The organism is Dehalococcoidia bacterium (genome assembly GCA_028711995.1).
GTDB lineage: Bacteria > Chloroflexota > Dehalococcoidia > SZUA-161 > SpSt-899 > JAQTRE01.
The window spans coordinates 23,211-42,234 of record JAQTRE010000014.1; the positions used below are offsets into that span (position 1 = coordinate 23,211).

Below are 19,024 nucleotides of genomic sequence, written 5' to 3' on the forward strand. Positions count from 1 at the left end.
AGGCGATGGTATCAATTTTATATTTCAGGTGCGTTACGGGATTGTTACAATTGTGTTACACCCGTTGGTTTAGCAGATCGACCATCGCAGGGGTTCGGCCTCAATCCCATTTTAATGAAGCCCTCCCCCGTAGGCTCTCTCGCCGTGCTGTGATATATCTAGGCCCACCACTTCTTCTTCATCCTTGACACGCAAGCCCATGGTCACGTCAACCAGTTTCCCCAATATTATGGTAGAGACAAAAGCAAATGCTGCCACGGCACTTACTGCGGCGATTTGCTTGACGAATTGCCCGCCGTTTCCCCACAGCAACCCATCCACTCCACCCACTGCAGCATTAGCGAATATCCCTGTTGCCAGCGCTCCCCACACACCTCCCATGCCGTGAACTGCCCACACATCCAGCGATTCATCAATGCCCCTTTTCGTTCTCCACAGGATGCAGTAATATCCGATGGCAGAAGCGACCGCACCGATAGGAATGGCAGCAATCGGGTTAACAAAACCAGCAGCAGGAGTGATGGCCACCAGTCCTGCCACGGCACCGCTGGCAACACCGAGCGCAGAGGGTCGACGATCATGCCAGGCCAGCAGCATCCAGGCTACCGCACCAGCCGCAGCCGAGAGATTGGTGGCCACAAAGGCACTGGCCGCTTGTCCGTTGGCTGAGAGCGAACTCCCGGCATTGAAGCCAAACCACCCGAACCACAGAATGCCGGCTCCGATGATCACCAGCGGTATGTTGCCGGGCTCCATAGGGACCTTCTCCCGGAATCCTTTCCGCGGGCGAAGGAGTAGCGCCAAAGCCAGCGCCGTCATTCCGGCATTAACGTGAACCACCGTACCGCCTGCAAAGTCGAGAGCGCCGAGATTGGCCAGCCAGCCTCCCTTGCCCCATACCCAATGGGCAACCGGACAATATACCAGGGTGAACCACAATATGGCGAAAACCAGGAAGGAGCTGAACTTGATACGCTCAACAACGCCGCCTGTCCAGAGGGCTACGGTGATCACAGCAAACATGGCTTGAAAAGCCATAAAAGCCAGATGCGGCACCGTGGTGGCATAGGTGCCCGATGGTTCCGGTCCCACGTCCATTAATCCGATGAAATTCAGTTCTCCGATAAATCCACCCAGATCATTCCCGAAACTCAAGCTGTAGCCATAAAGCGCCCACAGGCAGCCGATAACGCCGAGAAGAACAAAGCTCATCATCAGAGTGGAAAGCACGTTCTTGCTTCTGACCATTCCTCCATAGAACAGCGCCAGGCCGGGTGTCATCAGCATGACCATGGCTGTCGACATAAGAACCCATACAGTATCACCTGCGTTTATTCATGGTTAACCTCCCCCACTGGTTCAAAGGATATCTTCTGCGTATTTCAAGCAAATTAAGCTTGTGTTACAGCCATGTTTCAGAGGATTGCGTTTTTGGGTGCGATGGCGTATTCAAACCCTCATGCCCGAGGCTCCATCCTTGGGGAGTTTCACTGACAGCACAATGCCAAGGCCGAATATCCCGACGAACGATGCTCAAATATTGGGTGGAGGCCCGGTGCACGGATGAGGGCTGGCTTGGTTTTGCCTTTGATCCGAGTATGGTACGCTAATTTGGACGGGTGCATGCACAGCCTGCAAAAGCGGCTTTGCTCACAGAGGGGAATCCCTAGCAGGAGTTCTGACACTCGCTCAGATATCGTATCTCAGTGCGGGTAGATGATGAACAAAACGGTCGATGATTTCCACATGCGGCGCTTGCGCCAGCTGAAACTGGTCATCATTCTGGTAGCCTCTATCGTTTTTGGAGCGCTCGAGTTCTACCACACTCTGGGAGGGCGTCCATTAGTCGAGAACCCCATTCTATATTGGTTGGTTGGAATGGGTATTACCCTTGTGGTCATCGAAGGCGCTTTTCGGGCGGTTATGAAGCTACAGGAGCGCCTGCAGAAGGAAGTCTATGAGCGCAGGCGGTCTGAGGAAGCGCTGAGATCGGAAACGGATAAGTTGCGGATTCTGGCAGATGGATTAGCTGGTATGGGAATCGGCATCGACATCGTCGGGCGCGACCACAGGATACTGGATCAGAATAGGATTCTGTCGGAGAGATTCGGCGATTGCATCGGGGGAGTTTGCTATGAAAGATACTTCGGACGCAAGGGTCCATGCGATCCTTGCCTTGTGATCAAAGCGTTGGAATCGGGAACGGTGCAGAGCTCGGAGTTTTTGAGTCCCGATGGAAGAACCTATGAGTCGCTTTCGGCCCCGCTTGCTGATTCACGGCTGAACGGACATGCTGACAGGGCTATTCAGGTTGTCAGGGATATTACCGAGCGCAAAAAGTCGGAGGAACAGTTGGCACGCGCCAAGCAACTGGAAAAACTTGATGAGATGAGGTCGGTTTTGCTGGCCAGCGTATCCCACGAGCTTCGCACCCCGCTGACCTCTATTAAGGGTTTGGCCAGCACCCTGATTCAGCCGGATGTGAAGTGGGACCATGATACCGAGCAGGATTTTCTGCGCACTATTGCCCAAGAGTCTGACAGGCTGGCACAAATTGTGAGCGACCTGATAGACATGACCCAGTTGGAAGCAGGCATTATGAGGGTCAGAAAGGCTCCGGTTAGAATAACCGTCATCGTAGATCATCTCAAGAACCAGTTGGAGTCTTTGGCGTGCAACCATCAGCTTGAGGTCCATATTCCGCCGGATTTGCCGATAGTCGATGGTGACGAGGTTCGCATTGGCCAGGTGATCATCAATCTCGTCTCAAACGCGACAGCTTATTCGGATAAAGGAACCACAATCACTCTGGCGGCCAAAACGATAGACAATGAGATCGTTGTTAGTGTTGCTGACGAGGGTGTAGGTATACCCGATGACCACCTGACTAAGGTTTTCGATCGATTCTATCGGATGGAAGAAGGGGCCAAACGCAGGCGTGGCGGTTCCGGTCTGGGTTTATCTATCAGCAAAGGCATTACGGAGGCCCATGGGGGCAGAATCTGGGTTCAGAGCCAGCCCGGTCAAGGCGCTACTTTCAGCTTCAGTTTGCCGGTAATTGGCGGCGCATAATTCCTCTTCGCGGTCTTTCTCTTGGGAGAATACTTCCCTCGCTTCCATTTCTATGGCTTCCTGCGGCCGTAGAATTTGTCTGCCTCTTCCGCGTAGCGCCGGTCTTTGGAATTGCGGCGAAGTGTGATTTTCTCTCCAACCATGATATGCTATTTGCCGGATGAAATCTGGCCTCAGGCGAGCATAATCTGGCGATTGGCTTGCTGATGACCGAAAAGAACGACGGTTGATATAAGTGGATAAGCCCTTAGCCAAGCAACAGGAAACCAGAGGGTATCGACAACGCTGGATCGCGCTGGCCTTCCTGAGCTTTTCCCTTTTGATCATCAGCATCGACAACACGGTTCTGAACGTGGCGTTGCCTACCATTGCCGAAGATCTGGGAGCTAGCGCCAGCGGGTTGCAATGGATCGTCGATGCCTACGTGCTGGTGTTTGCCGCTTTGCTCCTCACCACCGGCGCCTTTGGGGATCGATTCGGGCGAAAAAGAGCGCTCCAGATCGGGCTGGGCATCTTCGGCATCGGGTCACTGGCAGCGGCTCTATCGACTTCCACCGGGATGCTGATCGGCTGCCGGGCATTTTGCGGCTTCGGCGGCGCTACGATCATGCCCGCAACCCTCTCCATCATCAGCGCCACCTTCCGCGATCCCCAGGAACGGGCCAAGGCCATTGCCATATGGGCCGGGGTTTTCGGGCTCGGGATGGGTGTGGGGCCGGTCATCGCCGGGAGTTTGTTGGAGCACTTTTCATGGAGTTCGGTGTTTTATATCAACCTTCCTGTGGTTGCTATCGGACTGATCGGGGGATATTTCTTTATCGAAGACTCCAGGGATGAAAGGGCCCCCCGGACGGATATCCCGGGCGTCCTTCTTTCCATAACGGGCTTATTTGCGCTGGTTTACGGCATCATCAAAGCTGGTGAGGAAAGCTGGACAGCCGACAGTGTTATCTGGTCCCTGTGTATCGCCGCCATTCTCATAGTGGCATTCGTCTGGTGGGAAAGGCGCACGTCAAACCCGATGATACCGATGGACCTTTTCCGGAACATGTCCTTTACCGGGGCCAACATCGCGCTGACTCTGGTGATGTTCAGCATGTTCGGATCGATGTTTTTCATGAGCCAGTTTTTCCAGTCGGTTCAGGGTTGCAGTCCGCTCTCGGCAGGGCTGCGGGTTTTGCCCATGGCGCCCATTCAGATGATCGTGGCGGTGAACTCGGCGCGTGTTGCCCAAAAGGTCGGGACCAAATTGACCGTTGGCCTGGGGATTATGGGAGCGGCCATCGGCTTGTTCTACCTCTCACGGGTGGCCCATGTGGATACGCCTTACTGGGTTATCCTGATCGGAATGTCTATCATGGCTGCAGGAATGGCTACGGCGATGAGTCCGGCGACCAACTCCATCATGGGTTCCGTGCCGGTCAGAAAATCCGGCGTAGGCTCAGCGATGAACAACACCATGCGTCAGGTTGGCGGCGCTCTGGGTGTGGCTATATTGGGCACGGTGATGAATGCCACTTATCTGCACAAGGTCAAGGCGCTGGAAGGCAATACCTCCATTCCGGATGCTGCTCAAGAGGCCATCCGCAGCAGCATCCAGGCTGCTCATATGGCAGCTGGGCGTATCCAGGAACTGAGTCCGGATCTTGCTCAAACGGTTACCAATGTTTCCAATGACGGGTTTGTCTCCGGAATGAGGGATGCCTTTCTGATCGCTTCTATCATTATGGCGATTGCGGCGTTGGTCACGCTGATTATTCTCCCTACCTGGGTGCAACCTCCGGAGGAAGAACAGCACCATGAAAGAGTGGACGGGAATCAGCCCTCGGATGTTCCGCCCCAGGTGGAATAGGCGGTCAAATACGATCCGCGGGCCTCTTGACCATCGGAGGGTCTCTCTAGTACTCTTGAGTCAATCATGAAAAAACATCGGTGGCTGTGGCTGGCGATCTCTCTGATTGGCCTCATTGCCATCAGTTTTGGCGTCGCTTATCTGTTCGGGCGATACCTGGCTCCGTTTCAGTCGAGGCTGGCGGAATCGCCCGAGTTTGCCTATCTGTTCGTTTTCGTCACCACGTTGCTGGCCAGTCTGACGATTGTGGCCCCTGTCCCGGTGGCTGCCGCGATCATGATATCTGCGGCCGCTATCTGGAATCCCTTGCTCGTCGCGTTGGCGGCCAGCATCGGCGGGACTCTGGGCGAACTCAGCGGGTATTACGCCGGACGTCTGGGCAAGAAAATAGCCATCGATGAGAACACGCCGGGATATCGTCAAGCGGAAGGCTGGATGGATCGATACGGGTTTTGGGCGCTTTCCTTTCTGGCATTTCAACCGATCCTGCCGATCGACATCGGCGGCCTGATCGCCGGAACTTCAAGAATGCCTCTATGGAAATTCCTGCCTGCCCTGTGGTTGGGAAAATTTCCCAAATATATCCTCTTCTGTTATTCAGGAAAGGAAGTCATCGACATCTTGCCGTTCTAGCGCCAGCGGCGTGTAGCAGCCGAGCGACAATCGAGCTGACAAGAATGAAGAAACCGGATCGATTGCACCAAGTCTTGATTATAAGCTTGTTGATCGTGCTGATCTTGGTCGGCGTAACTATTGCCGTCTTTGACTGGCGTGAGGTGGAACGATCAATTGATCAGGCCAACTGGAAACTCATGCCGCTAGCCATCACTTTCACTGTTTTCTCTTACGCATTCTTGAGTTACAGCTTTGTTGTGGTCAATAGAATCTTCGGTATTTTAATGGACCGAAGAGATCTTTTCGAAATCGGATTTGTCTCGATGGCCATGAGCCGCCTGGTACCGGCAATCGGCGGATACTCCGTTCGTCTTTTGCTGATGAACCGCCGTGGGATAGCGGTGGCAGACATCGTAGCCGCATCCGTCTTTCATACCTACTTCAACAACCTGGTTGTGGTCAGCCTGCTGCCTATGGGTCTATTCTATTTGCTGGTGAGCCATCCCCTGACCCAGGGTGAAGCTGTCGGTCTGGCTTTGGCTGCAGTCCTTCTGGTCTTGGCCATCATATTGGCCACGATACTGGTCTTCGGCCGATCAACGCGGGTGGTGGTGTTGAGAGTCTTGAATCGCGTCGGGATGCTGCTGACGCGCCGACGCATTGGGTCGCACCTGCGGGCCTTCGATACCACTCTGAACTATGGCGTTGCTAAAATTCGTAAGCGGCCCCGACTGATCATCTTGCTGGTGGCGCAAATAGCGGGAAACTGGCTGGCAGCCGTGGCGGTTCTTGGATTCTGTTTCTATGCCCTTGGCGTCTCCATTGGTTATGGGGTCCTCCTCACCGGCTTTGCTGTCGGCATTACGGCGGGCACACTTTCGATGATTCCGGGTGGACTGGGAGTTCAGGAAGGGTCGATGGCCGGCATCTATGCCTTGCTGGGCGTATCCTTTGAGCAGGCTCTGATGGCTTCAATTCTTTTCCGGGTTGTTTACTACTTCATCCCCTTTTTCATCAGCCTGGGCTTTTATCCCAGGCTTTTGCGGGGGACAGGCAGGAAAGGCTCGCTCATTCCCCGGTGAGCATTGTTCTTGCCAGATTGAGCGCATCATCCATGGTTTTTTGACGGGTCTCAAACCAGTGGATACGCTCATCCCCCAATCGAAACCAGGCATACTGATGGCGTGCAAAGCGATGCGTCTCGAATTTGATCCGTTGGGCCGCTTCGGGTAAGCTCATTTCTCCGTTCAAGAATTGGCCGATTTCTCGATAGCCCATCCCGGACATCGAAGGCAGTTCCAGGCCATAGCCCCGACCCAGCAGGCTTTTCACCTCTTCAACCAGGCCCTGTTCGATCATGCCGTCCACGCGGGAATCGATCCGCCGATACAGTTCGTCTCTCGGGGTGCTCAGACCGATGATCAGGGTGTCGAACTCAGGAGAATTTTTACTACTCAATTCCGAGAATGGCCTGCCGGTCGAACGGCAGACTTCCAGCGCCCGGATGACCCGGCGCACATTTCTGGGATCGATCTTCTGGGCTGCCTTCGGGTCGAGGAGGTTTAATTCCCGATAGAGGGCATCGCCGCCTTCTGATTTGGCTTTGAGTTGCAGCTCTTGTCTGACCTCGGCATTCGGAGGAACCTTGGGGATGGTCCACCCTTCCAGAACTGCCCAGACGTAGAGTCCGCTGCCACCTACCAGAAGAGCAGGTTTCCCCCGGTTGTGAATATTGTCGATGGCGTTTCCGGATAGCTCCTGATAGAGCGCCAGGCTGAAGGATTCATTGGGATCAATGATATCAACCAGGTGGTGAGGAACGGCGTTCTGTTCTGCTTTTGTGGGTTTGGCGGTGCCGATATCCATGTATCGGTAGACCTGACGGCTATCGGCCCCGATGATCTCTCCGCCCAGATTTTGTGCCAGTCTGATGGCGAATTCGGTCTTCCCGACGGCTGTCGGCCCGACGATGGCAATTAATTTGTTCATCATGAGGTTTTTGTTTTTTGTGAGTGGCGTGTTGAAATAGTCAGACTCAACCCCCTAACCCCCACTCGTTGGGGGAACACAAAATATTTGGGGGACACCCCCAATCCCCCGGCAGAGAAGTATCTCTGCGCTCTCGAAAATCCTTCTCCCTCGATGGGAGAGGGCAGAGCCTGCCCCGGACTTGATCCGGGGTGAGGGTGATAATACCCAAATGGGGCGACCGCAGAGGATCATTCATATGACGCTCCTGCCTTAATCCGGGCGGCTTGTTCCACCATGCTGACGAATTCGTCGGCCTTGAGGCTGGCTCCGCCGACGAGCGCCCCATCGATCTCCGGCTGGCGCATCAGTGCGGCGATATTGGCAGCATTCGCGCTTCCGCCATACTGGATACGCAAATCCTTTGACGCCGAACCGTAAAGCTCTGCGACTACCCCCCGGATGAAGCCGATGGTGGAATTGGCCTGCTGCTCCGTGGCTGCCTTTCCGGTGCCGATAGCCCAGATCGGCTCATAGGCAATGACCAGATTTTCCAGTGAGTTCAGTCCGTCCAATGCCGCTCGAGTTTGTCGATCCAGCACCTCCTGCGTCTTACCAGTCTCGTTTTCCTGGAGCGTTTCGCCGATGCAGATGATCGGCCTGAGACCTGCTTTCAGCGCAGCCTTGATCTTCTTGTTCACCATCTCATCCGTCTCCCCGAAATATCCCCGCCTCTCCGAGTGCCCCAGAATGACGTACCGGCAAATTCCTTTCAGCATCAAGGGAGAGACCTCGCCGGTGTAAGCCCCCTTCTCTTCGAAATACATGTTCTGTGCCCCCAGAGAGATGGAGGATCCTTTCAGGACTTCCGAAACCGACTTCAGCGAGATGAAGGGCGGACAGACCACTTTCTCCGCGCCGTGGATGTTTTCCAGCTGATCTTTCATCGCTCGCACCAAAGCGATTGCCTCATCGCTCGTGGTATTCATCTTCCAGTTTCCGGCAATGATAGGTGTGCGCATTCTGGGCCTCCTCCACAAAAGAATTCTCCCACTATGGATGGGGGAGCCGGAGAGAGGGCAGGCGGCCCGATTTCGGGCCGCCTGCCCGTTTGCATCAAGCGCCGAACTTGTCCAGCTTCAAAGCATTGGCCATGGCCATCAGCATGATATCGCTTCCACGGATCCTGCCCATTCCCCCTCGGGCACAAGCCTTCTCCGAGAATTCCCTGACCTCGTCGGTTCGGCAATACCTGGAATAGAGAAAGACGGGCACCGGATGCCAGCTATGGCCCTTCAACAATGCCGGAGTGGAGTGATCGCCGGTGACTACCAATACATCCGGCTTCAGTTGCATCAGTTTTGGAATCAGCACATCGGTTTCTGCAATCACCCGGACTTTCCGATCGAAATCGCCGTCTTCACCGGCGGAATCGGTTTGCTTGATATGGACAAAGAAGAAATCATGCTTATCCCAGTTGGCGGCGAGCGTATCCAGCTCATCATTGAAGGTGGAACCCGTGTTCAGAATGGTCATCCCCACGAGCCTGGCCAGACCTCGATACATGGGATAAGTGGCAATGGCTGCGGGATCCAGTTTGAATATATCGCCCATACTGGGTAGCTTGGGGCGCTGGGCGATTCCCCGGAAGAGAATCATATTCGCCGGGTGGGAATCCGCCAGCAGGGTTCTGGCTTTGACGACGAACTCATTGACCACCAAGGCGGTTCTTTCCGATCCGGGCGTATAGGCTACTGACTCTTTGGGCATCAGCCCCACCTTCTGGGGATCGGTATCGCTGACGTCTCCGCCCAGGCCATTCCCTCGAAAGACAACCGCAAAGCGGTGTTCTTTTCCCGGTAGGATGAAGATATCGATGCCGCCGATTTTGATTTCCCTGAGCCTCTGGCAAAGCTCCGCGTTCTTTTCGGTGGGAATGCGACCAGCTCGGCGATCAGTGATCACGCCTTTATCATCGACCGTGCAGTAGTTACAGCGGGCAGCTACATCACCATCTTTGAGATTAAAGTCAACTCCCAATGCCTCCAGAACACCTCGCCCGACGAGCGATCTCACCGGATCGTATCCGAACAGCGAAAGATGCCCCGGACCGCTGCCGGGAGTGATGCCCGGGCCCACTGGGTCGTGAAGGCCGCAGACGCCTTGGGCGGCCAATCGATCCAGATTGGGTTTTCGGGCGGTTTCCAGCTCGGTCTTACCTGTTTCGGGATGGGGCAGTCCACCCAAACCGTCGAAAACCAGCAAGACAATCTTGGATGAAGTCTTGATGGAGATTTCGTTCAATATCTCGAAATCAACCAAATTCCCCCCTTTCTCGGAGGGCGATCACAAGGGATCGCCCCAGCTCACTCCTGATTCCTTATTCATCCAGCAGCGCTAGCACGCCTGGCAAGGTTTTGCCTTCAAGAAATTCCAGGGCGGCTCCGCCGCCTGTTGAGATGTGAGTCATTTTAATGTTGAGCCCAAATTGATCCACTGCGGCAACCGTGTCCCCTCCGCCAACGATCGTGGTGGCTTCATCGAGTCTGGCGATGGCTGAGGCCAGAGCACGTGTCCCTTCCGCAAAGGCGGGAAACTCGAAGACGCCCATCGGGCCATTCCAGACGATTGTCTGGCATTTCTGAAGCTCTTTGTCAAATCTCTCTATGCTCTTGGGGCCGACATCCAGTATCATCCATCCGGGAGGGACATCGCTCAGAGAGATGGTCCTGTGCTCCGCCGAAGCGCTGAACTCCTTGGCAGCTATCGCATCTACCGGCAGCAGCATCCGCACATGGTTGGATTCGGCGCTCTTGATCAAACCCCGCGCAAAGTTCAACTGATCGTTCTCCACCTTGGAATTACCGACGTCGTATCCCTGGGCTTTGATGAACGTATTGGCCATACCGCCACCGATGACCAGGTAGTCCACCTTTTTGAGCAGATTCTCCAGAAGGCCGATCTTATCGGCGACCTTGGCTCCGCCGGCGATCACCGCAAACGGTCGAGTGGGGTTGGCCAGGGCTTTATCCAAAAACTTCAGGTCCTTTTCCATCACGAATCCGGAGACGGCCGGAAGATACTTGGTGACCCCGACAATGGAAGCATGCGCCCGGTGTGCTGCACTGAAGGCATCATTGACGTAAATATCCGCCAAACTCGCCAGGGCCCTGGCAAACTGCGGGTCATTCTTCTCCTCTTCGGGATGAAAGCGCAGGTTTTCCAGCAGGACAATATCACCGATTTTCATGTCGGCAACGGCTTTTTCCACCTCCGGCCCGATGCAGTCCTGAGTGCAGGTGACCGGTCTTCCCAGAACTTCGGAGAGGTGTTTGCCGGCGCGAGAAAGCCTGTAGTTTTCGATAACTTTCCCCTCCGGCCTCCCCAGATGAGAGCACAGGATAATTTTGGCATTCCGATCGATGAGATAGCGGATGGTGGGGATGGAAGCCCTGATGCGGCCATCGTCCGTGATGACGCCGGTGGATTTATCCATGGGGACATTGAAGTCCACCCGCATCAAAACGCGTTTGCCGCTGACATCGATATCCATTACCGTTTTCTTATTCATGGGTGCCTCCGTGAATTTTTTCCAGACGGTTTGCGATCTGGGTTGCCTCAACCACGGCGTTTGGCGCGAGGTCATAAGGACTCAGCCCTCTGAAATCAGCCTCGCGGATATTGGGATCGGCGCTCAGAAAGCCGAGCACCTTAAAATCTTTCAGATTGTCCTCGATGAATTGTCTGTCTGCTGACCCAGTCACTTTGTTGCCCACCACAAAGGTTTTCTTGATGCCGAGGTCTGCGGCCAGCTTCTTGATTGACCGGGCGGTCTGGATGCTCCGCTGCCCCGGCTCGGCGACTATGATGAAGGCATCGACTGCCCGCACCGTTCCTCTTGCCAGGTGCTCCACCCCCGCATCCATGTCCAGGATAATCGTTTCATTCCTTCTTAAGATCAGGTGACTGAGCAGCGCTTTCAGCAGCGTGCTTTCAGGGCAAATACAGCCGCTGCCACCGGTATCGACAGTTCCCAGCATCAGCAGTTTGACGCCATATTTCTCCACCGAGAAACGATCCGGGATATCATCGACCTTTGGGTTGAGCTTGAAGAAGGGGGCAGAGGTTCCCCGTTTGGCACCGGTGCGCTCTTCGATGAGGGAGTCCATCTCGGCAATAGGCGTGATCTTTTGAACTTCGTCGGGAGGGATTCCCAGTGCTGCTGCCAGATTGGCATCGGGATTGGCGTCAATGGCGATCACCTTCTGTCCCCTTGAAGCATAAATCCGAGCCAGAAGACTGGCGAGAGTCGTCTTTCCAACCCCTCCCTTACCTGATATCGCGAGCTTCACTGGTGCATGTCTCCTTTAAGAGAAGGCTGAAGAACGCAGCGCATGATTGATTATCGGGAGAGCTTGTTCGGTTCCCTCTCTAATTAAACATATCATTAGCGGGGAATTCAAGCCTTTGCGCATTTCTTCGCAAAGGTCGGGCACTGTTCATCTGTCTTGCGGATGAGTGATGGGCCTTATAGCCGGGAGGTTGATATCCGTGACATGGCACAAAGGGAGCCAATTCTAACCATTTCTGCCGGGGTAATTAAAACTGAGGCGGCTCTATACTTCAGCCATGGCATGATATGATTTAGCTTACCTTGGAATAGAGGGCCTCCTTGATTTCAAGGATGTCTCTACGCAGAGCCGAGCTTTCCTCGATCTCCTCGGCAATCTTGCTGTGCCCGTGAAGAACCGTGCTATGGTCTCGTCCTCCCAGCTCTCTGCCGATATCGGTCCAGGAGGACTTCGTTTCCTCTCTCATGATATACATGGCCACTTGCCGGGCAAAGGCGGTCAATTTATCTCTTCTCTTGGCGCGCAAAACATCCGGGTGGATTCCGAAATATTCGGCCACCGTATTGATGACCATCTCCCCGGTAAGCGTCCGTCTGGCTTCGCTTGAGGCGATATCTTCCAGGGAAGCAGCCGCCAGATCGGCAGTGATCGGAGAATTGGTGAGCTTGGCGAAGGCCATGACTCGGTTCAGCGCCCCCTCAAGCTCTCGGATGTTATGTTGCACCCTTCGGGCAATCAGATGGAGCGCATCAAGCGGTACGCTACTCTTTAATTCCTCTGCCTTGGCCTGAAGAATGGCGATTCTGGTCTCCAGATCGGGAGGTTGAATATCAACAATGAGGCCCCATTCGAACCGGGACCGCAACCGATCCTCAAGAAGGGAGAGCGCCTTGGGAGGACGATCGCTGCTGAGAATGATTTGATGGTTCGAGGTGTGCAGATCATTGAAGGTGTGAAAAAGGCTTTCCTCGGTCTGCTCTTTCCCGGCAATAAACTGGATATCATCTACCAGGAGGACATCTGTGGATCGGTACTTGTTGCGGAAACTCTCGGAGCTCTTTTCTCTGATACCGGCGATGAATTCGTTGGTGAATTGTTCCCCTGTGACGTAGACCACTTGCTTGGCATTCTGCTGCACAAAGCTGCCGATGGCATGGAGCAGATGGGTTTTTCCCAGTCCCGATCCCCCGTAGATGAAGAGCGGATTATAGACGGTTCCCGGGTTTTCCGCTACGCCCATGGCAGCGGCATGGGCCAACCGATTACAGCTTCCCACGATAAAGTTGGCGAACGTATATTTATTGTTTATCCAGGGGCACGTGTTCTTTCCGTTGGACTCAGGAGCATCCTGCACAGCTGCATGTTGCCCATGGTAAACCTGGAACTGGACTTCAACTGGCTGTCCTGTAACGCTGGCAAGGTTCTTCAGTATCAAGTGAGAGAGACGCTTTTCCAGCCATTCGACTGCAAAGGTGTTGGGGACACCGATGATGAAAAGATCATCTTTGCAGGAAAGCCCGATAGTATCTTTCAGCCAGGTCTGATAATTGGCCTTGGTTACCTGCAATTGCAATGCACCCAGCACTGCATCCCATATTTCTCGAGGTGATCTTTGTGAGTTTACCATAAATTGCTCAAAGCTGTTTTGCCCTTGGCTGCGGGATGGCGGGATTTGGGGATAGCCAGAGGATAGCACGCCAAAATCCTCCGGTCAAGGGTTTTCGGGGGGCATTTTTCGGGCTTTCTTTACTGGATATTTACCAAATATTTACCTTATTTTGACCGAATCTTCGATGGGTCTCTAATTCATTTTGTGCTGATGGAACTCATGCTATAATCAGGGAAAGGAGCAAAGGGTGGAGAATATTTTCGTAGAGCTCGAGGCCTATTTGTCGCATGAATGTTTGGAACTCTTGCAGAGAGTGGGGGATTCGGCGCAGAAAAGGGGTGAGTCTGCGTATCTCGTGGGGGGGCTGGTGAGGGATGTTCTTCTGTGCCAGTCGAGTCTGGATCTCGATATCGTGGTTGAGGGCGACGCTATCGGGCTGGCACGCCAGATCGCTCGGGATCGAGATTGGACTATTCGAACCCATCCTCGCTTCGGGACAGCCAAGCTCTCCATGAAGGAGTTCGGCCTTGACATTGCCATGGCGCGTTCTGAGACCTATCAAAAACCTGGGGCTCTTCCCGTTGTGAAACAGGGCGCGATTCTGGATGATCTCCTGCGGCGCGATTTTACCATCAATGCCATGGCGGCTCGGCTCAACCCGGGATGCTTCGGTGAGCTACTGGATCCTTATGGCGGGCAGGGAGATTTGTCGAAAAGGATCGTCCGAGTGTTGCATCAGGTTAGTTTTATCGATGACCCCACCCGTATCCTCCGCGCCCTTCGTTATGAACAGCGGCTCGATTTCCACCTGGAACGGAACACAGAGAAGCTGATTCGACAGGACCTGGACAACCTGGATGCGGTGACGGGTGAGCGATTGTGGCATGAGCTGGAGTTGATTCTCGAAGAGAAACATCCGGAGAAGGCCATTTGCCGTGCCGATGAACTCGGTGTGCTGCAGAAACTTTATCCGGCCCTTCGAGGAGACGGCTGGCTCCGGGAGAAATTCGCCCAGGCCAGAACTGGCGGCGATGGGCCATTAAGCTTATCGGGGATATACCTGGCGCTGTTGGCCTATCGGGTTGATCCGGAGGACATCCCCGTCTTTATCTCCCGTCTCAAAATGCCCGGCTGGGCAGCACGAATTGTGCGAGACGTTCCTCGGATCAGGCAAGGGATGTCTTCGCTGGCGGCTCTGGAGATTCGGCCCAGCGAAATCTATCGCCGGCTGGAACATCAAATTCCGGAGGTTATCAAAGCCGCGGCGGTTGCCGCTGATTCTCTTGTCGTTCGGGAGCGATTGGAGCTTTATCTGAATAGCCTGCGGGCGATCAAACCATCGCTGAGCGGCGATGATCTGCAGGAGATGGGAGTCAAACCCAGGGGAGAGTTGGGGCGCATATTGCGAGTGTTGCGTGATGCCCGATTGGACCACGAGGTAACCCTCAGGGTGGAGGAAGAGGCGCTGGTGAGAAGGCTACTCACAAGGGTGTAGGGTCATCGGCATTTGTCCATGAGAGCGGCAACATATTTGGCGCCCAGTAGAAAATCGGCCAGGCGAATGCTCTCATCGGGCGCATGAGGTCGGGAATCAGGGAATGCCACCCCCGTTGAACCCACTGGCATTCCGAGTGTGCTGATGAAGGGGAACATCGGACCGCTGCCGGTCATGCTGGGCTTGATGATTGGCTCGCAGGCGTAAACCTCTCGTGCAGCCTCGCTCAGCACCTTGACGAAGGGGGAATCCAGCGGCGTGCGGGCAGGACGCTCTCCATGTTCGGTGAAAATCTGCACATCATCGAATCCATGCCGATCAAGGTGACTGCGCAGCTTCTTGATGATATCTTCCGGTCGTTGGTCGGGCACCAGCCGAAAATCCAGTTTAGCTTTGGCAAAGTTGGGGAGCACGGTTTTAGAGCCCTCGCCGGTGTATCCGGATATGAGCCCGTTGATATTGCAGGCCGGTTGCAGTATGTTGTAAATCTGCAATTCTTCTCCGGAAAGTCCCTTCAAAAAGCCTTTGATTCCCAGGTCCTCGCGTAACTGCCTTTCATCTGCGGGCATGGCCTTGATGGCCTCGATGACTTGCGCTGATGGGGGTTGGACATCATCGTAGAAGCCTTCAATGAGAATGTTTTCGTTGGCGTCTTTAATTGAACTGAGAGCCCAGGCCAGCCGCCATGCCGGGTTGGGAACCATGACGCCCAGCGAGGAGTGAAGGTCTCGAATTGCCCCTCGCACTTCCAGATCAATGCAGATGATTCCCTTGAGGCCCATGATGATCTCCGGCCGATCATCCCAGCTTACCCTGCCGCCCTCCCAGAAACAGGCATCGGATTTAAGTAAAGCCTGATTGTTTTCGATGAAGGAGACAAGGCTGGGGCTGCCTACCTCCTCCTCTCCCTCGATGAGGAATTTGATGGATATCGGCAAGCGGCCCCTTGTTTTCAGGAATGCCTTGATGGCCAGCAGCCGGGCGATGATGTCCCCTTTATCGTCCGAGACGCCGCGGGCGACCAGTTTGCCCTCGATCACGACCGGATCAAAGGGAGGCGTAGTCCAGAGCTCCAGAGGCTCCGGGGGCTGCACATCGTAGTGATTATAGAATAGCAGCGTGAATTCGGAATCGCCTTTGAGTTCGCCGAAAACCACAGGAGCCCCACCTTCTCTGGTCGGCAGGATAGTGGGATTCACCCCGTATTCTCGTAGTAACTCGGCGGTGAGATCAGCGGTTTCCCTGATCCCCACTCCCTGAGCGCTGATGCTGGGCTGGCGGCAATATCGCTTCAGGTCTTCAATGGCATCCAGCCAGTTTGATTCGATGTACTCATAGACTTTCTGCATTCGTTTTCTCCAAAAATGAGCCTCTTCCTGTCGGGGAGAGGTTAGGATAATGTGATCAAACCTAAATCAACCCCCTGCCCCCACTCTTGGGGGAGGATTAAGGGATTTGGGGGACACCCCCAAACCCCCGGCAGGGAGGTATCCCTGCACTCTCTAGAAGCCCTCCTTGATGGGAGAGAGTCCGCCAGTCCGCCCCATACTTGATACATTGGTGAGGGTGAATGCCGCTTATTCCGGCAGTTCTTCTAAAGCCTGGCGATAGGCATCAAAGGTTCGGGCATCGAACAGGACAAAGACCACCTCCTCAAAAGGGCTATCCTGTCTGAGAAAATCGCTGACTGTCCACAGGGCCACTCTTGCCGCCTGCTCGATGGGATACCCATAAGCGCCGGTGCTGATCGAAGGAAAGGAAACGCTCTTGAGGCCGTTTGCAACTGCCGCCTTCATGCTTTCCCGATAGGCGCTGGCCAGGGTTTCGGGCTCTTGGCTTTTACCGCCGTGCCAGATCGGTCCCACGGTGTGAATTACATACCGGGCATTAAGAGCGCCGCCAGTGGTAATGATGGCTTGACCGGCGGGAAGCCGACCCCTTTGGGCGACAACCTTTTTGCAGTCCTCCAGAATCGCCGGGCCTCCAGCTCGATGAATGGCGACATCCACTCCCCCTCCGCCCATGAGGCCGGAGTTGGCCGCATTGACAATAGCCTCCGTCACTTGCCGGGTGATATCGCCCTGGACAAGAGATAGCCTCGTTTTATTGATCACCCTTTCCATCTCGAAACCCTTCGTCTTGAATTATAACATTTATAGCAGTCATCAATCTGCCCAGGCCTCTCTGGCGATGAGCGGCACAAATCGACACCCCCCCAGGTTTTCAGTGCTGATCTGGTCCTTCCGTTTGATGATTCTCAGCAATTTCTGTTCGTATCGGGACCCTACAGGGATTACCAGTTTGCCCCCTTCGGCCAGCTGATCGATCAGGCCCGGTGGTGTCTTTGGGGCTCCTGCCGTAACGATGATCCCGTCATAAGGTGCGCCCTCCGGCCATCCGAGCGTTTCCTGAGCAGGATGGAGTTCGATGTTCGTATATCCCAATCTGCCCAGAGTCCGGCTGGCCGATTCGAGGAGTCTCTGACGGCGTTCGACGCTGACAACCCAACCGGCCAGCTCAGCCAATATCGCGGTCTGATATCCGCTGCCGGTTCCAACTTCCAGCACACGTTCTTCGCCTCGCAAATCCAGTGCCTCGGTCATCAAAGCCACGATGAAGGGTTGAGAAATGGTTTGTCCTTCTGCGATCGGCAAGGGCATGTTTTCATAGGCGAGGTGTTGAGTATCGGGCGGCAGAAAGAGTTCTCGGGGAACGCGCTCCATGGCGCTGATCACCTTCTCATCTTTGATTTCCAGCCGTAACTGGCGGACTAATTCGGCGCGATCAGCGTTGAAGTCCTGATTCATGTCGCCTGACCCTTGATTATTCTGGCTCCCGATCCCCGGCCGCGTCTTTTTGAGAGAGCGGACTAAGAGACGTCGTCAGTTTCCGGTTCGGAAATTGACCCTGAATCGGTGAGGGGTTTCCGGTAAAGCTGAATGAGCCACCCGATTGCTACGCCGAGCACGAGGAGTGAAACGATCTGCGCCTGCTGCAGGCCAAGAAATCCCGTATCGTTGGTTCTCAGGAAGCTGATGAAGAAACGTCCCGCTGAATAGGCGGAGATATAAATAAGGAAGAGCGCTCCGGCGGGTTTGACTCGTTTTCGCATGCTCCACATGAGCGCGAATACTATCAAGTCCCATAGGATCTCGTAGGCATGGGTAGGATGTACCGCTGTTTGTTGGGCGATAGAATCGGCGCCGGTATTGGGGTTGGTATAGATGACGCCCCAGGGCAGGGAAGTTGGTTCTCCGGTGCAGCAGCCGTTCAGGATGCACCCGATTCGTCCGACTACCTGGGCCAAGATCAGGCCGAAAGCTCCGACATCAGCCATTTGCCCTACGGAAATCTTCTTGATTCTGGCATAAGCCACCGCAGTGAATGTGCCGCCCAGGATAGCCCCGAAGATTCCCATTCCTGAACCCCCGATGATGTCGCTGGGGTTCGAGGAATAATAGCTCCAATTATCGATGACATGGATCAACCTGGCCCCGACGACCCCGCCGGGGACCGCCCAAATGGCAAGACTCAGCACTTGATCGCGGGTGATTCCTCCAGTTCCCTCCTCTTTCCTGGCCAGCATCCAGGGAACCGTGATGCCGGTAAGGACCGCCAGAGATACCATGATCCCATACCATCTGAGCTCGATTGAGCCGATGGACAGGGCTACAGGATCGACACCGATGTGAATCATATTCTTCCCAAAGAGTCAAAAACCCCTTGCTGATAAGGGGTTTTTTGAGTTCAGTGATCTTTTCCCGACGGGTGGAGGAGACTTCCGGAAGGGTATATTCTGGCGGAGGGAGTGGGATTCGAACCCACGACCGAAGTTTCCCCCGGTAAGCGCTTAGCAGGCGCCCGCACTAGACCACTATGCGATCCCTCCGAACATTCCCTATTATAGAGCACCACAGCGATTTTTGAAAGGTGAAGTCTCTTCCAATACAAGATGAGCCCGAAGGGCAGATCGATTTCTACCGCAAGATGAGCCTTAAAGGTTTTGAGCAGCTCGTTTATGATCGGGGCCATGCAGTTGATCATGGACGACAGACGTTTGC

16 protein-coding genes and 1 tRNA gene are annotated in these 19,024 nt (G+C 54.6%); 5 read left to right on the plus strand and 12 right to left on the minus strand.

From position 1 onward, the window contains the following. Nucleotides 1-111: 111 nt before the first annotated feature. On the minus strand, nucleotides 112-1,335 hold the full coding sequence (locus PHV74_03905; GenBank protein MDD5093510.1) for an ammonium transporter: 1,224 nt from the start codon (nucleotides 1,333-1,335) through the stop codon (nucleotides 112-114). A gap of 381 nt (nucleotides 1,336-1,716) precedes the next feature. Here PHV74_03905 and PHV74_03910 point away from each other — a divergent pair, with 381 nt between their 5' ends. From PHV74_03910 to PHV74_03925, 4 genes are all read left to right on the plus strand, one after another. Beyond that, the gene (locus PHV74_03910; GenBank protein MDD5093511.1) at nucleotides 1,717-3,072 is read left to right on the plus strand and encodes an ATP-binding protein; all 1,356 of its coding nucleotides are present in this window, start codon (nucleotides 1,717-1,719) and stop codon (nucleotides 3,070-3,072) included. 235 nt (nucleotides 3,073-3,307) lie between these two features. Further along, nucleotides 3,308-4,924 (plus strand): MFS transporter, encoded by a 1,617-nt coding sequence (locus PHV74_03915; protein MDD5093512.1) that lies wholly within the window; start codon nucleotides 3,308-3,310, stop codon nucleotides 4,922-4,924. Nucleotides 4,925-4,990: 66 nt separating this feature from the next. After that, nucleotides 4,991-5,557 carry a VTT domain-containing protein gene (locus PHV74_03920; GenBank protein MDD5093513.1) on the plus strand — a complete coding sequence of 189 codons (567 nt, stop codon included), beginning with the start codon at nucleotides 4,991-4,993 and terminating at the stop codon, nucleotides 5,555-5,557. 44 nt (nucleotides 5,558-5,601) lie between these two features. After that, entirely contained in the window at nucleotides 5,602-6,621 is a 1,020-nt protein-coding gene (locus tag PHV74_03925) for a flippase-like domain-containing protein (GenBank protein MDD5093514.1), read from the plus strand. Here PHV74_03925 and miaA read toward each other — a convergent pair. The 6 genes from miaA to dnaA form a co-directional block, all read right to left on the minus strand. Continuing rightward, entirely contained in the window at nucleotides 6,608-7,531 is a 924-nt protein-coding gene (gene miaA, locus PHV74_03930; protein ID MDD5093515.1) for a tRNA (adenosine(37)-N6)-dimethylallyltransferase MiaA, read from the minus strand. The two genes, PHV74_03925 and miaA, sit on opposite strands and share 14 nt — an antisense overlap. A gap of 227 nt (nucleotides 7,532-7,758) precedes the next feature. Next, complete coding sequence (tpiA, locus tag PHV74_03935) at nucleotides 7,759-8,529, minus strand: triose-phosphate isomerase (protein ID MDD5093516.1); 771 nt, start codon at nucleotides 8,527-8,529, stop codon at nucleotides 7,759-7,761. 94 nt (nucleotides 8,530-8,623) lie between these two features. Then, nucleotides 8,624-9,829, minus strand: coding sequence for a 2,3-bisphosphoglycerate-independent phosphoglycerate mutase (locus PHV74_03940; GenBank protein MDD5093517.1), 1,206 nt, complete (start codon nucleotides 9,827-9,829; stop codon nucleotides 8,624-8,626). A gap of 58 nt (nucleotides 9,830-9,887) precedes the next feature. Next, nucleotides 9,888-11,078: a phosphoglycerate kinase gene (locus PHV74_03945; protein MDD5093518.1), complete on the minus strand. Its 1,191-nt coding sequence runs from the start codon at nucleotides 11,076-11,078 to the stop codon at nucleotides 9,888-9,890. Further along, nucleotides 11,071-11,859, minus strand: a complete 789-nt coding sequence (locus PHV74_03950) for a carbon monoxide dehydrogenase accessory protein CooC (GenBank protein MDD5093519.1) — start codon at nucleotides 11,857-11,859, stop codon at nucleotides 11,071-11,073. Before PHV74_03950 ends, PHV74_03945 begins: the two co-directional genes overlap by 8 nt. A 292-nt stretch (nucleotides 11,860-12,151) precedes the next feature. Then, nucleotides 12,152-13,486, minus strand: coding sequence for a chromosomal replication initiator protein DnaA (gene dnaA / locus PHV74_03955; protein ID MDD5093520.1), 1,335 nt, complete (start codon nucleotides 13,484-13,486; stop codon nucleotides 12,152-12,154). Between the two features lie 337 nt (nucleotides 13,487-13,823). Between dnaA and PHV74_03960 the strand changes: the two genes are divergently transcribed. Beyond that, nucleotides 13,824-14,963: a hypothetical protein gene (locus tag PHV74_03960; GenBank protein ID MDD5093521.1), complete on the plus strand. Its 1,140-nt coding sequence runs from the start codon at nucleotides 13,824-13,826 to the stop codon at nucleotides 14,961-14,963. A 2-nt stretch (nucleotides 14,964-14,965) separates the two neighbouring features. Here the strand turns inward: PHV74_03960 and PHV74_03965 are convergent, their stop codons facing one another. From PHV74_03965 to PHV74_03985, 5 genes are all read right to left on the minus strand, one after another. Further along, on the minus strand, nucleotides 14,966-16,312 hold the full coding sequence (locus tag PHV74_03965; GenBank protein ID MDD5093522.1) for a M20/M25/M40 family metallo-hydrolase: 1,347 nt from the start codon (nucleotides 16,310-16,312) through the stop codon (nucleotides 14,966-14,968). A 228-nt stretch (nucleotides 16,313-16,540) separates the two neighbouring features. Next, entirely contained in the window at nucleotides 16,541-17,086 is a 546-nt protein-coding gene (locus tag PHV74_03970; GenBank protein MDD5093523.1) for an O-acetyl-ADP-ribose deacetylase, read from the minus strand. A 42-nt stretch (nucleotides 17,087-17,128) separates the two neighbouring features. Further along, nucleotides 17,129-17,770, minus strand: coding sequence for a protein-L-isoaspartate(D-aspartate) O-methyltransferase (locus tag PHV74_03975; GenBank protein ID MDD5093524.1), 642 nt, complete (start codon nucleotides 17,768-17,770; stop codon nucleotides 17,129-17,131). 62 nt (nucleotides 17,771-17,832) lie between these two features. Further along, nucleotides 17,833-18,660, minus strand: a complete 828-nt coding sequence (lgt, locus tag PHV74_03980) for a prolipoprotein diacylglyceryl transferase (protein MDD5093525.1) — start codon at nucleotides 18,658-18,660, stop codon at nucleotides 17,833-17,835. A gap of 100 nt (nucleotides 18,661-18,760) precedes the next feature. Further along, a tRNA-Ser gene (locus PHV74_03985) sits at nucleotides 18,761-18,852 on the minus strand. Between the last annotated feature and the right edge of the window lie 172 nt (nucleotides 18,853-19,024).